Here is a 14,608-nt window from a genome sequence, read left to right as displayed (position 1 = left end):
TTGGAACATAAAGTTTTGATACAGATATTTCCTATTATAAGGCTTCGGACAGAATAAGACAAGAAATATGGCAGAAGGCGTGTTTTTTGTTGAATATATTTAGCAATTACTTATCGAAAACCGCATGAATCGGGCAAATATCTATTTCTTTTCCTGTTGATTTTGTGTAGAATAAATAGAAGTAGAAAATCGCAGACTGGGAGATCATGCGGAACAGGGGGAATTGTGAGAAAGTGAATGAGATTGCAGATTTGCTGACAATACTTGGAAATTACTTTCCGCTGGTGGCAATTGGAAGCGTAGAAGCACTGGCGGCTGTATTTTTGCTTGCAAAAAGAGGGCGAAACAAGAATAAACAAAAAAACAGTTCCACACTTCGGGGTGGAGAGAGCGTATTTCTTAAGGAAATAAATTTCAGAGAAAATGAAGCCTGTGTTGTGATACGGCAAAGTGACAGAATGCCGGTTTATGCAACAGAAGGGACAGAGAAACTTCTTGGAGTTGGTTTACAGGAACTTCAGAATGATGTGACCTGCCTGGATCATAACCTCCAGACCGGAGAACACCAGAATGGCATCTGGGAACATTACCGAAACTGGGATGGTACACACACAGAAATTTTTGAATTTCCTATGAAAAATGATATCTGGCTTACGATGTCCATGAGCAGTGCATCTGACGGCAGATACAGTCTTCTTTCTTTTACAGACACCACGAAGCAGCATAACCAGATTGAACAGTACGAGGAACTGCTTCGCAAAGCCGAAGAAGAAAGTCAGTCCAAAACAACATTCCTGAATCGTATGTCCCATGAGATCCGGACACCGATGAATGGAATCATGGGTATGCTTACGCTGGCAGAAAGCAGTCTTGAGAGCAATGCTCCTTCGCGCACCTATCTGACCAAGGCGGAAGAACTTTCCGGGCATCTGCTGGCACTGATCAATGACATTCTGGATATGTCCAGGATCGAGGCCGGCAAGGTAGAACTTGAACACAAGAGTTTCAGCCTCAGAAATCTTGGCAGGCGGCTCTACGATATGTTCGCGAAGAATCTGGAAGCAGAGGGAATTCACTATGAGATCAAATTTGAGGATATGACCATAGATCATGTGATCGGAGATGAACTCAGAATCAGCCAGGTCATCATTAACTTCCTTTCCAATGCAATCAAGTTTACCCGCAGGGGAGAAATCACAGTTACGTTCCGCCAGATGATGCTTCAGGATGGAATGGCAGATCTTATGATCTGTGTCCATGATACAGGTATCGGAATGGAACCGGAATTTATCAACCGTATTTTCCGTCCATTTGAGCAGGAGAGTAGTGATACTGCAAGGAAATACGGTGGTTCCGGTCTTGGTATGGCGATCACCGATAATCTGGTCAGACTGATGGGCGGAGAGATCGTGGTAAGAAGTACTCCGGGAAAAGGGTCAGATTTCTCTGTATTTCTGCATCTTCCGGCAGCAGAAGAACCTCTGGGCGATACAGGAACACAGAATTCAGAGCACAAGGCAGAACCGGAAGAAGACACCAATGCTTTTGCCGGACGCCGTATACTTGTTGCGGAGGATAATGATATCAACGCCATGATCGCAACGGAGATTCTGGAACAGATGGGTGCAGAAGTCGATCTGGCACAGAATGGTCAGGAAGCAGTTGACCGTTTTGCTGCACATCCGGAAGAGTATTATGATTTTATCCTTATGGATGTGCAGATGCCTGTCATGGATGGACGGACAGCAGCGAAACAGATTCGCCAGATGAACAGGGCGGATGCAAAGAGTGTACTGATCTTTGCACTTTCTGCAGATGCTTTTGTGGAGGACGAACGTCGTTCCATTGAGAGTGGTATGAATGGACATTATGCAAAACCGGTGGATTTCACCGCATTGCAGCATAATATAGGAGTATTCCTCAGAGAAAAAGAGAAGGGACTATCATGAACAAGAAAAAAATCGGACTTGCTGTTACAATAGTACCGGTTCTTGCAGCCGGCACCGTTGCCATGGCATCAGCTTATAAGTCAGGAACAGATTTCAAACCGTTTCAGAATGACCAAGAGATCCAGACGAATCAGGTCGTATTTGACGGTGACGAATCTGGCGTAGACCGTAAGAAGAAAGACGATAGCAAAGAAAGCAGTCTTCTCAAAGATAAACAGGACGATCAGGAAAAAGAAAGCACCGAGCTCAAAGACCAGGCGGACTATCTGTTTGAGAATGAACAGGTGAATACAAAGGCAGTAGGACTTCTGGACGGAGAGAATACAGGAAGTGATATTCCAAAGCAGGATCAGCAGGAGGAAGAACAGCAGAAACCGGAAGAAACCTATAGCATAGTCAAAGATCCTTCCAAAGCGGATACAGAATTAAATGGTACCACGCAGAATGGAGGAAATGGAAGCAGCAGTAGTAATTCTTCAGGTACAGATAAGTCGGGAAGTTCCTCAGGAACTAAGAAGAATAACAGCAAAACAGACAACAACAGCCCTTCACCGACCAAAACTCCTGGTTCCAGTTCCGGAAACAATACAACAAAGACAACGCCGACTCCGGTGCCAACTTCAGCACCGGCACCGACTACGGCACCAGCACCAACAACTACACCTTCAAGACCATCCAGTTCAATCAAGGATCCGGAATCCACGAAATCAAATCCGACAATTGGAGGAGGTACCGGTCTGATCACATTCAAACCTTATGTAGAAGGGGTGACACCGGCATCTGATGATAAAGAAGACGGAAGTAATACAAGTATTGTAATTGAACAGTCCAGCTATAACAGCGGAAGTGTCCTTTATGAAGACCAGAAAGTGACAAAAAGGGATGTCTATAATTCACTGGATACGCTGGTATATGGCAAGGACGGCAACGGTTATCTGTGGGGAGCAGATGCACTGGATAAGTATATCCGTATTGAAGCAGTTTCGTTTGACGGCGGCCAGAGCTGGAAGACAGATTTCCCGTTAACGATTCCGGAAGGCCTCGAAGAAGGAAAGATGCTCATCCGTGTATCATACCGAATGTCAGCCAAAGATTCCAACTGGAAAAAGAAACTGGTTTCTTACATTCCAAAGGGAAACCGTATCTTTGTTCTCGCTAATCGGGTTGATGAAGAAGAACAGGTGATTCTTGAAGATGATATTCTGAATACAGAACAGCATCCGGAACTGGGAGAAATTTTCAACCTTTTCCGTTATCAGGACAATATTATATCCGGTAATCAGCTCACCAGCCTGTTTCCGGGATGGGAAGAAGACGGGGAACTGGTGCCGTGGCTTTATAAAGTCACAAAAGGTCGTCACATTCTGGAACCGGCAGACAAAATTCCATTGGATTCCAGATATACTGCCAAACTTGTCTATGAGTGGATGTCGGATAACTATGAGGTGGGCGACCAGTACATGAACCTCTGTTATCTTCAGACTCTCACAGGATTTACGGACAAGGCACAGGAAGCGTATTATATTAGAACTGATAAACGTCAGTACCGCAAGGTGAGTGTTCCGGAATACATACAGGCAGTTATTATTGATGCAGGTGCCGGGCTGAATACAGATTACCTTGAAATTCCGGATACGGTTCTGTACATTGAGGACACAGAAGGCGGACTGGATGTAGACCAGGGATATCTGGTAAACTCCGGAAACCGTAATTATTCTGCTACAAAAGAAGGGGTTCTGACCAATAAAGATCAGACCAGCTACCTGGCAATTCCACATAAAATGGAAAAACTGACTGTGCCGGAAACCGTAACAAAGGTAAGCCTGAATGCTGACAACAATCTGAGTGAACTGTATCTTGAGGCAAGGACACTGGATCTGATGCCGGAGATCAGCTATCAGAATCTTCATGGATGCAAGACGATCATAGATGATAATCTTCTGAATGCTTTTCTTGAACAGAATTACAAGGCAGCAGAGGGAAATGATAATACAGTGGCAGCAGAAGAAAATCCTGAAATTACTTATACGGTACAGAATGAGGGAATTGTAAGTAATGAGAGAAAACTCCGCAAGATCCTTAATACAGGAAGAACGTCTTATGTTCTGCCAAACAGTGTAAAAGTCATTCAGAATGGAGCATTTGAGGGTGTGGAAGGGACTTCGACCCTTATTATGCCAGGAAACGGCAGTACAGTGGAGCTGGAGGCAGAATGTCTGTCCGACAGTCGGATAGAGATAATCCGCTGTTACTCTCAGGAACAGTATGATTCTGTGCAGGAACAGCTTCAGAAAGCCGGCGCGTCACCGGAAATTTCTGTAGAACTGCTTGGAACTTCTACAGAAGGCTATATCTACAGCAGCACGATCCGGAATGATAAAGAAGAGACAGTTCTGATCGAGGCACCAAAGGATATTACATATTTTGACGGTACAGTGACTGCTGCGGACGGAACAGTACTGACAATTAATGCGATTGATGATAATGCATTTGAAAACTGTACAGAGCTTATCTGGGCGATCCTTCCGGAAAGTGTCGACAATATCGGATATCAGGCATTTAAAGGATGTACATCACTTCAGGGCGTGCTGATCAATAACAAGGATACAATTACGATTGGGAATATGGCATTTGAAAACTGTGATTCGCTCAGATTTCTTGCATCCAATGCAATGACGGGTTATCTGGAAGATGACTCAGTACCGGAACTTCATGATTCTGCCGGGAACAGCATGGTATATGTACCGACGAATGCTGATGGATATTCTGCAAGATGCGTAAACTTTACGGAAGATTCCGGTGTTTATGGATACGATATCGTGGATATTGGCGGCGAAGGCAGAATGCTGTATGGCCTGAATGAATACGGAAGTCCGTGGCTTGCTATTCGAAGCGGACTCACGATGGCAGATCAGGTAGAACTGCCATGGACGACACAGGAGATTTTTTCCTATGCCATGGAAAAAACATGTTCCGAGAGTGGAAGTTTTACACTGAACTGGGAGGAACTTTGGGGACTCTGGGCATTTGACCCGGGGGCATTTGCGAATTCACAGCTTGGAGGAGATGTTATTCTCCAGGATAATCCGTTTGTCAGTTCTGACGTATTTGCCGGCTGTAAGAACATTACATCAGCAGTGGTACCGGGATACAGTATTCAGTTTGCGGAAGGCATTTTTGCAGGATGCAGTTCTCTTACCTCTGTGACATTAGGAGAGTTTGGATTAAACAGTTATCTGTATGCGAATGTTTTTGATGGATGTTCTTCTCTGACAGATATCATATTTACCGGAGGAGAACCGGAACTTTCCATTTATGGAACACAGCCGTTCCATTTTAACAGTTACTGGACCAGAGAGGAAGAAGTGGAACACATTAAGATTCATGTGATGGCGGGCAATGAGGCTGCTTTTGCCAAAAAGTGGCGTTATCTGTTCTGCGGATATTATGAGCTGGGCAGCGACACCGCTTATCTTCGTATGTGGTCCGACCTTCAGTGGGAATTTATTGACTGGGATACATGGGAGTTCCTGCCGGATGAACAGATTGACAGTATTCTGGAGCAGAGACTTCTCGAATCCGAGAATAATATCCGTACCATGCTCGGAGCAGAACAGGTGACAGAGCCAACAGATTTTTACCCGTATCGTTACAATTCCGGTGATTATGAGGTGACACTGATCGGTGCACCGTCCTATATACAGAATCTGGACATTGCAGCCGAAAAAGAGAAAATGGAACTTCCACTGGCAACTTCCGTAAATTACATTGCGTCAGGAGCGTTTTCAAAATGCAGCAACCTGAGTTCTGTAACGATTCCGTCTACTGTCATCGGAATCAGCGAAAATACTTTCTCTGGTGTGAATTCAGAGAAACTGGTTCTTAATTTCCAGAGTGAGACACCGCTTAAGCTTCAGAGAAGTTCAGATGATACAGAATACAGTTTTGGTGTGGATGACAGTAAGCTTGAAATCCATGTACCGGCAGGCTGTGAGGCAAACTATATTGAGGAATGGCGTTATGCGCTGGCTGGTTATGCAGATCTGGATGCGGTAAAACAGGCTGTCATAAATGATCTGACAGGCGAGGATGGAACAGCTCCGACAGATGAAGAAATCGACAAAGAAATATCCAGGCGTCTCCTTCCGGCAGAAAACAGGATTCGCGTGATGATGGGACTTGATCCGAAAGAAGAGAAGAAAGAGACTGATACTTTGGGTGAAGAACTGTCCGGTAATGAAATCCCGAACGTTGAGGAAGAAGCAGAAGAAACACAGGAAACAGAGGAAACAGACGACAGTATATCCTTCGAAATTCCAGCAGAAGATGAGACTGTATCAGATCCGGAGCAGGATAATTCAGAAGATGACGGACCAGAAGACATAGAAGATACAGAAGATACATCAGAAGATGAAGAACCAGAAGCAGAGACTGACGTAGAAGGATCTGTGGAAAATGAGGAGGAAATACAGGAATGATCGTTGAACAATCCAGAGAAATCATAGAAGAAGTAAACAAAGCGTTCATTGGCAAGAATAATATCATCGAAAAAGTGCTGATGACGATCTACGCGGGTGGACATGTCCTTCTGGAAGATTGTCCCGGTGTAGGCAAAACAACCCTGGCCCTGGCGTTTGCCAAGGTTCTGGGACTGAGTAATAAGCGTATTCAGTTTACCACAGATACGCTGCCGTCAGATATCACAGGCTTTAATATGTACAACAGAGAAAAGAATCAGTTTGAATACAGAGAAGGAGCTGCAAACTGCCAGCTTCTTCTTGCTGATGAGATTAACCGAACTTCTCCAAAGACTCAGGCGGCACTTCTTGAGGTTATGGAAGAGCATACGATCAGCCTTGATGGTGTGACGCATGAACTTCCGGTTCCATTTGTATGTATTGCGACGGAGAACCCGCTTGGTTTTGCCGGAACACAGCCGCTTCCGGAATCACAGCTTGACCGCTTTATGGTGTGCCTTTCCATTGGATATCCGACACTCGAGAACCAGATGAAGATCATCAACGCGCAGCGCTACAGTAATCCGCTTCTGGATCTCAGGACTGTGACAAGTGCACAGAATATCCTGGAAGTCCAGAATTATCTTACTTCTGTCCGTATGACAGACAGCATGCTGAAATATGCAATTCTTCTCTGCGAAGAGACGAGAGAACATCCGCTGGTAGAACTGGGTATCTCACCGCGAGGTGTTTCTGCTCTGGTGAAGATGGCAAAGGCAAGTGCTGTCCTGAACGAAAGAAATTATGTGATCCCGGAGGATGTGCAGAATGTATTTGCAGATGTCTGTGCCCACAGACTGGTCATGCGTCCACAGGCACAGGTGGAGGGAGTCACAGCAAGGGCGCTTCTGGAAGATATCCTTACCAAAGTCAGACCTGCATCAGCAGAAGAAAGGTAAGCAGATATGTGGAAAAATCGGTTAGGTTATATCCTTGCTTTTTCAGGATGTATGATACTGCTGTTTGCTTACAGCAGACCTTTTATGCTTTATTCGGTCGTTCTGCTTATGACGCTTGCTGTGGCAATGTATCTGTTCCTTCGAAGGGATATCCGGAGTATCGAGACAGTGTTGACAATTGCGCCGACAGTTAAGGAAGGACAGGAAGTTTTTCTGTCTGTGGATATCAGTTCTGAACATTTTTTTCATGCGGCGGGTTATGTAATGGCAGAACTGGAGATCAGGAATGAAATGTTTGATACAGTAGAACACAGGAAGTTTCTGATGAGTCTCAGTGGCCGCAGAAACCATTTTGAGATTCCGGCAGAAACAGATTTCTGTGGAGAAACCTGTATAGAATGTCAGAATATCTGGATTTTTGACCTGTTCAAACTGTTCAGGGCCGGAGGGAAAAAGCCCAGGGCAATTCGGACAGTCATTTATCCGGAAACGATGGATATCCGTGTGGAACTGGACAAAAACATGGCGGGTGCACCGCAGGAGGAAGGAATGATCCAGAACCGCAAGGGAAATGATCTGAGCGAGATCTTTGATATCCGTGAATATGTGCCAGGAGATGATATACGCTCGATCCACTGGAAACTTTCCAGTAAGACCGACACACTGATCCTTAAGGAAGCCAGCGATCCTTCTCACTACAATGTTGTAATCCTTCCGGATTTTGGACGTAAACAGCTTGGAGAGACAGTTTCAGCCAGGGAAGTGAATGCGGCAGTCGGGATTGGAGTGGCAGTCGGACAGCAGTTTATCATGAAAGGAGTTCCTTTCTGTATTGCTTTTCCAGGTCCAAATGGTCTACATCTGACGGAGATCAGGAATAAAAGTGACTATCAGAAGATGCTGACACAGTGGCTTGCCTGCCGGATCCAGGATAACGGTGGAGACGGATTGAAATATTTTGCGACAGGACGTATGGAGAAATATTTCACAAGGCTTTTGATCCTTTCCGCAGGGAAATATGATCAGAATTTAAGTCTTCTGGATGGAAAGATCAGTATTACCGTCTTGAATGCGGTTCAGGACAGCACTACTGTGAAGGCCAGCAAAAATGGAACCTGTCAGATTGTGGAGATTCCGGCAGACAATAAAAAAGATACGTATCGTATCATATGTTAAGGATCAGAAGAGAGAATGAGAAATAAAAAAGAACAGATTCCTGTTCAGAGACTTTATATGGACCGGAATCAAAACAGATACAAAAATATCATATGGATCACATTTCTGGCACTTCTTCTGACGGGCGGAATCTTTCTTGTCATAAGAGAAAGCTGGAAGGGACAGTTATCCGCGCTGCCTGTATGTATCCTGACGGCAGGCGCAGGGATTTTGTGCTGTGTTCTGGCTGAGATCATGAGAGAGAGAATGCGGTTTGCCACGGCAATTGCAGGACTGCCATGGATCGTGCTTCTGGTCTTTACAGGAGCTTTTCGTGGAGGCTGGACAGGCGCACAGGCATGGATCAATATGCTGATCAGCCAGTGGAATACTGCGAATGCGGGCGGTCTGGCATTATTTTCTGTGCAGGCGTCCATGCATGATGCATTTGTTTTTACATTGATCCTTGTCCTGGCAGTAGCTGAGATCTCCTGGTTTCTGGCAGATGGGAGACATCTTTTGCTGGCAAATGTTTTCTGCATTCTGTGGGTTATCCTGCAGCTTTTGTGCGGGGTACTGAATCCTGCAGCCTGTGGATTTTTGTTTGCGGCTCTTTGTGGAATGTGTGTGTCCGATGATGAGATGATTTTTACAAGAAACAGGGCGGGCTGGACAATTGGAGTCCTGATCGTTTTCTGCATATTCGGAAGAGTCGTATCAGAGGAGGAAATTCTGGCAGTCAGTCAGTTTCGTGAATCTGTACAGGAAGAGATACACAAGATCCGATATGGAGAGGATACACTGCCGGAAGGAAATCTGTATCTGGCATCCGAACTTAAGGCGGATGCCAGGGAGATGCTTAAGTTAAAGACAGAGCAGCAGAAAACACTGTATCTTCGAGGTTTCGTCGGATCTGTTTATGAAGATGGAGTCTGGGAAGAACCGGCAGATGCTGTCTATGGCGGTGAGAATGCTGGAATGCTGGGCTGGCTTGAGGAAAATTCATTTGATCCGCTTTGCCAGATTTCAGATTACTATGCTCATAGTGATGAGGAAAAAAATCCAGACAAAAATGAGATCCAGATCCGGGTGACCGGAGCTTCACGTTACTATGTATATACACCGGCAGCTGTGGAAGATATCAAAAAAGGAAAACTGACTGAGGATAAAGACATCAGATTTTGTAACAAAGGTTTTTTTGCTGCACGGAATTATACGATAGAAGAAACTTCCGGAACAAGACCGGCAGAACTAATGGTGACAGAGCCCTGGGTGAGTACACCGGAATCAGTAGAACAGAAGCAGTACAGTGAGACGGAAGCTGTTTACCGTGCCTTTGTTTATGATACTTACCGTGATGTGGATCCCGAAACACGCGATCTGGTCCAGCAGATGTTCTGGGATGATTACGAGTCAGACAGTGATGGGATTTACAGTTCCATCTGCCGCATCAGAGATGTCTTGAAAGAAAACGTTGAGTATACGGAGAATATAGAGGAAGTTCCGGATGGAGAAGACCTTGTGAGATATTTCCTTACAGGATCGCAGAGAGGAAATGCAATGCTGTATGCTTCCGCAGCTGTAGATGCACTGAGAGTCCATGGAATCCCTGCAAGATATGTGGAAGGATACTATATTTCGGAATCAGATCTCAAGAACAGCCAGAGTGAGGAGATCATCCTTACCGGGGAAAACACGCATGCGTGGGCAGAAGCATATTTTGATGGAATCGGATGGCTTCCGCTGGATGTGACACCGGGATACTATTATGATGCAGTTACTCTTCAGAAGATGGTAAGTACGCCGGATGTCGCACAGAAGAATGCTGTGCTTAAAGATAATTCTTTTGGCTCACAGGAGGTAACCGGTCTGGATGGAGCAGGCGGCAAAAGTGCCCGTGAGAGACTTACCAGGGCCGCACGTGATGTTGGTGCGATCTGCCTTGGGATCGTGGCAGTACTGCTTATCCTTTTTGTAGCGGTGATCATAGTGTGCGAAGTGATAAGAAATGTCTGCCTGTGGACTGACAGAAAAGCAGACAGGGGAGCTTCACCGAGAGAAAAAATACTGAGAACAGAGAAAAAGATCTACAGTTATCTGGCACTTGTGGGTATCAGGGCACGGCTGGGATGGAATACAGAGGAAACAGACAGGCTTATTGCAGACTTTTTTGAAGAGATCGAATCGGGAGAGTATACCCGTGTCTGCAATCTGATCGAAAAAGTGATCTATGGTGAGATCGAACTGGAACCTCATGAAGAACGAACCGTGACCAGTTTCCTGAATAAACTTCTGACCAGTCAGAAATTCATGGACAGGAGAGCCTGGCTGAGACGAAGATACACCTATGTATGGATGAACAGGAAGTAGAACAGGGAAGAGAATATTATTATTTTGCAATAAAATATTGTACCGAGAACATTTTTTTGTTTTGTGCATACTCTAACAGCAGAAGTTTCAAAAGGAGTATCTGCATGAAAAATAAAAAATGGATCTCACTGGCAGCAGCAGTGGTTCTGGCGGTGACGGCACTGCCGATGGGAGTATTTGCTGCGAAGAAAGATGGAGAAGAGGAGAAGCTTACGAAGGTTACACTGAATGAAGTAGCGCATTCGATTTTCTATGCGCCGCAGTATGTGGCAATCGAAGAGGGATATTTTGCAGAGGAAGGTCTGGATCTGACACTGGTGACGGGTTTTGGTGCAGATAAAGTTCTGACTGCTCTGATCTCCGGTGAAGCAGATATCGGATTTATGGGAGCAGAAGCATCCATTTATGCATACCAGGAAGGTGCGACTGACCCGGCAGTGAACTTTGCGCAGCTTACTCAGCGTGCCGGAAACTTCCTTGTGGCAAGGGAAGAAATGCCTGACTTCAAATGGGAAGACCTGAAAGGAAAGAAAGTTCTCGGCGGTCGCAAGGGTGGCGTACATACATCAATGTAAATTATGAGACGATTGTGATTTTGTGTAATTGGGTGGATGGGTTGAATAGTACATCTCTTAAATAAAATATCTCTTTTGATTATGAGGATATTGATTTATAATGAATATATCTTTACACTTAGGAGGAAACCATTTTATGGCAAAAATAATTGCATTATTTAATAACAAAGGTGGGGTCAGTAAAACCACTACTACGTTTCATTTGGGCTGGAAATTAGCCGAATTGGGATACAAAACATTGATGATAGATACTGATCCCCAATGTAACCTTACAGGATTATGCTTAAATGCCGATAAGGAAAATAAGTTAACACAGTTTTATGAAGCAAATAATTATAATATAAAATCAGCACTATCACCGGTTCTCAATAATGAAATGAGGCCGCTTGAAGCGACAACTTGTTATGAATTTGAGCACAACGAAAATCTATTTTTACTTCCTTGACATATAGAGTTTTCTGAATATGACGCAACATACAATATTGCTGAAAATATGACAGGATCTTTAGTTGTGTTACAAAATGTTCCTGGCGCATTAAGACAATTAATCACTATGACTAGTGAAAAATATCATTTGGATTTTGTTTTACTTGACATGAGTCCAAGCATATCTGCCACAAATGCCAACATTTTGATGGGAAGTGATTTTTTTATTATTCCATGTGCCCCAGATTATTTTTGCTATATGGCCATAGAATCACTTATTAAAGTGTTTCCTAAATGGTGTTCTACTTATGATAATTTGCGAAAAGCAGAAGTTTTTAAAAACGCAATTTACAAGATGAATGATACTGTACCTAAATTTCTAGGTACTATACAACAGCGATACCGCCCGCGAAATGGCTCGCCGGTAAAAGCATTTTCAGAATGGATTGACGATATTAATAAAATTGTTGCAGAAAAATTAGTTCCTGTATTGGATGAAAATGGAATGCTTATTCAAAAAAGAACTAATTACAATTTAATAAATATTGCAGATTTTAATAGTCTAATTGCTCAATCACAAATGAACAATACACCTGTTTTTGAGTTGACGCAAGAACAAGTTGAAAAGACGGGGAGTGTCTGGGAAAATATGAAACGTAATAGAGATGATTTTAGTGTTACCTTTGAAACATTAGCAAAAACAATTATCGCTTTAACAAATTAAACAAGTGTGGAGATACCATTGATGTATCTCCACTTATATTTTGCGGAATTTTGTTATCTCTTTCCAGTTAATCGGAAACCCCATATATTCAAAAAGATCATTTAATTTCAAATTTGAATTCTGCTTTTCATATCGGTCAAAAATATGCAATAATTGCTTTTTAAACAGTAAAAAATCGGTCTTTGGAAGTAGATAACGAAAAGTAATGACTACGCTAAACAAGTCATTTTTTCCATATATATATTTTGAACCATTTTTAGAAATGCCTAATTTTTTATGTAACAATGTATCTGGAATGTCAATATATGTGTGATAGGAAAACAACCTTTCGTTATGAGCACATACATTTCGGTACAGTGTTAATACCTTCAAATATTTTATCATTTCATTTTTCTTGACATTTCCAAAATCCTGGCAAATTGCTCCTTGCATATTTTGAGGTAAGAATTCAAACATTTTGGATATCTGACCAAAAGTAAGGGTATTCATAATCACCCATAACGGAATATTATGATATTTGTTACGCTGATAAACAAGATATTCATGATCCTTGTTTTTATTAGCCATCATATCTAGCATTTTGATTAATTTAGTAATTCCATATTTATTTTTTGGAATATTGCCGTAATTATTGGATTTAAGATATTCTTCTTGACGTTCACCATGTTTTCTACAGAAGTGATAAGAAATGGACGAACGCATTTTTCTTTCTACGCGACATAAATATTTAAAGAATATTCCACGTAACTCTTCATCAAATTCATAAAGAGCAACTATATTTTCAAAACATGCTTCATTAATGTATTTGCGAGTATGAATATCAATAAAAGGATGTTTGTATCCGCCAATTAATGCATAGTAACTGATATTCTGCAGGGATTCTACCGCAAAATCATCATCTGTAATAACTAGATTTTTTTCATTTTTCAGTTTTTCAACCTGTGCGGTATATGTAATAAACGGTTTGCTCATATGTACCTCGCTGCAAAATGTTCCAGATAAAGAAAAAGGAGAGGGGCCTCGGCACCCTCCCCCGATCGCAGGCTTCTCAAGTTTCTGCAATCTGATCACTAAAGATAATATAACTGATATAACTAAGAAAGTCAATCAGAAATTATCTTTATTTAGATTGTATTCAATCTGATTATTTTTATGTACTATTATTAAGCTTTTCCGGTTTCATATAGATAAGTATATAAATTGCTTTGGCTTGTCTTTATCATATCATAATAATGCAACACATTATCTTTTTCTTGTGCAATAACAAAGCATTCCTTTGATATAAACGAAAGATAAGTATCTTTACATACTTTTAAATGTCTATATTCGAGCAAACATTGTAAATCTTCTGAAATACAATCGATTATAAACTTAGCAACTTCTGCGTTTGTAGAAGTATTTTCAAAACAATAATCATATGGTAAAAACAATAACATATTCTTATTTACTGAGACTTTTTTTAATACCTGTATTATTGTTTTTCCTTCTGGAAGCTTAATGAGCCCTTTTTCTATTTTAATTAAATCGTCTATATTCATAGAACGAAAGCACTTGATTATATCATAAACTTTTCGTTCTCCTTTTAATCGTGAAGGACCTTTTCCTACTACCCCAGGACAAAATTCAGTTATAGTAGGGCTTAACATGCGTCTGGCTTCCATATATTTAGTATCGACCATAATTTTAAAATCTAAATCATAAAAAGAATTAAAAATGTCTGCTTCTCCATGATTTTGCTCTTCATGTTTTCTTAAAATAAATGCTTGATTGCCCTTACAAGTGACAAGTTTTGAAGAATTGATAAATGTCGTTAAAAAATCTTCATAATTAGCTGGATGCCCATCTATAAAATTTTTTATATAAATTGTTGGCGGTAATTGTTTTATTAGTAATTTATTTTTGTCAAGTTCCATATATTCTCCAAGCTTGTATTTTTTATTATAATGAGAAACTGTTGATATTCATATTAGTTACTCTGGGTCATCCAATAGGG

At 42.1% G+C, this 14,608-nt stretch carries 10 protein-coding genes; 8 read left to right on the top strand and 2 right to left on the bottom strand.

What is annotated here, in order from left to right; translation table 11 throughout:
* Window positions 1-233 precede the first annotated feature (233 nt).
* From DXC01_RS09430 to DXC01_RS21460, 8 genes are all read left to right on the top strand, one after another.
* Complete coding sequence (locus tag DXC01_RS09430; RefSeq protein ID WP_158583627.1) at window positions 234-1,949, top strand: ATP-binding protein; 1,716 nt, start codon at window positions 234-236, stop codon at window positions 1,947-1,949.
* Window positions 1,946-6,427 carry a leucine-rich repeat protein gene (locus tag DXC01_RS09425; RefSeq protein ID WP_118698796.1) on the top strand — a complete coding sequence of 1,494 codons (4,482 nt, stop codon included), beginning with the start codon at window positions 1,946-1,948 and terminating at the stop codon, window positions 6,425-6,427. Before DXC01_RS09430 ends, DXC01_RS09425 begins: the two co-directional genes overlap by 4 nt.
* Complete coding sequence (locus tag DXC01_RS09420; protein ID WP_118698795.1) at window positions 6,424-7,365, top strand: AAA family ATPase; 942 nt, start codon at window positions 6,424-6,426, stop codon at window positions 7,363-7,365. Before DXC01_RS09425 ends, DXC01_RS09420 begins: the two co-directional genes overlap by 4 nt.
* A 6-nt stretch (window positions 7,366-7,371) precedes the next feature.
* The gene (locus DXC01_RS09415) at window positions 7,372-8,541 is read left to right on the top strand and encodes a DUF58 domain-containing protein (RefSeq protein ID WP_118698794.1); all 1,170 of its coding nucleotides are present in this window, start codon (window positions 7,372-7,374) and stop codon (window positions 8,539-8,541) included.
* A gap of 15 nt (window positions 8,542-8,556) precedes the next feature.
* The gene (locus tag DXC01_RS09410) at window positions 8,557-10,890 is read left to right on the top strand and encodes a transglutaminase-like domain-containing protein (protein WP_118698793.1); all 2,334 of its coding nucleotides are present in this window, start codon (window positions 8,557-8,559) and stop codon (window positions 10,888-10,890) included.
* Window positions 10,891-10,994: 104 nt separating this feature from the next.
* Entirely contained in the window at window positions 10,995-11,465 is a 471-nt protein-coding gene (locus tag DXC01_RS09405) for an ABC transporter substrate-binding protein (RefSeq protein WP_118252250.1), read from the top strand.
* Window positions 11,466-11,601: 136 nt separating this feature from the next.
* Window positions 11,602-11,910, top strand: coding sequence for a ParA family protein (locus tag DXC01_RS21465; RefSeq protein ID WP_442857731.1), 309 nt, complete (start codon window positions 11,602-11,604; stop codon window positions 11,908-11,910).
* Between the two features lie 66 nt (window positions 11,911-11,976).
* Window positions 11,977-12,615, top strand: coding sequence for a ParA family protein (locus DXC01_RS21460; protein WP_442857730.1), 639 nt, complete (start codon window positions 11,977-11,979; stop codon window positions 12,613-12,615).
* A gap of 33 nt (window positions 12,616-12,648) precedes the next feature.
* Here DXC01_RS21460 and DXC01_RS09395 read toward each other — a convergent pair whose 3' ends face one another.
* A complete protein-coding gene (locus DXC01_RS09395) occupies window positions 12,649-13,587 on the bottom strand; it encodes an Abi family protein (protein WP_005422103.1) in 939 nt (312 codons plus the stop codon).
* A 191-nt stretch (window positions 13,588-13,778) separates the two neighbouring features.
* On the bottom strand, window positions 13,779-14,528 hold the full coding sequence (locus tag DXC01_RS09390; protein ID WP_005422101.1) for a hypothetical protein: 750 nt from the start codon (window positions 14,526-14,528) through the stop codon (window positions 13,779-13,781).
* Window positions 14,529-14,608 lie beyond the last annotated feature (80 nt).

It is taken from the genome of Blautia sp. OM07-19 (assembly GCF_003481595.1).
Lineage (GTDB): Bacteria > Bacillota > Clostridia > Lachnospirales > Lachnospiraceae > Blautia_A > Blautia_A intestinihominis.
This window is presented reverse-complemented; position numbering and strand designations above follow the sequence as displayed.

Bases quoted from the DNA above. Each gene is read 5' to 3' on its own strand.
- DXC01_RS09425 (WP_118698796.1), top strand. From the start codon at position 1,946: ATGAACAAGAAAAAAATCGGACTTGCTGTTACAATAGTACCGGTTCTT.
- DXC01_RS09420 (WP_118698795.1), top strand. From the start codon at position 6,424: ATGATCGTTGAACAATCCAGAGAAATCATAGAAGAAGTAAACAAAGCG.
- DXC01_RS09415 (WP_118698794.1), top strand. From the start codon at position 7,372: ATGTGGAAAAATCGGTTAGGTTATATCCTTGCTTTTTCAGGATGTATG.
- DXC01_RS09410 (WP_118698793.1), top strand. From the start codon at position 8,557: ATGAGAAATAAAAAAGAACAGATTCCTGTTCAGAGACTTTATATGGAC.
- DXC01_RS09405 (WP_118252250.1), top strand. From the start codon at position 10,995: ATGAAAAATAAAAAATGGATCTCACTGGCAGCAGCAGTGGTTCTGGCG.
- DXC01_RS21465 (WP_442857731.1), top strand. From the start codon at position 11,602: ATGGCAAAAATAATTGCATTATTTAATAACAAAGGTGGGGTCAGTAAA.
- DXC01_RS09395 (WP_005422103.1), bottom strand. From the start codon at position 13,587: ATGAGCAAACCGTTTATTACATATACCGCACAGGTTGAAAAACTGAAA.
- DXC01_RS09390 (WP_005422101.1), bottom strand. From the start codon at position 14,528: ATGGAACTTGACAAAAATAAATTACTAATAAAACAATTACCGCCAACA.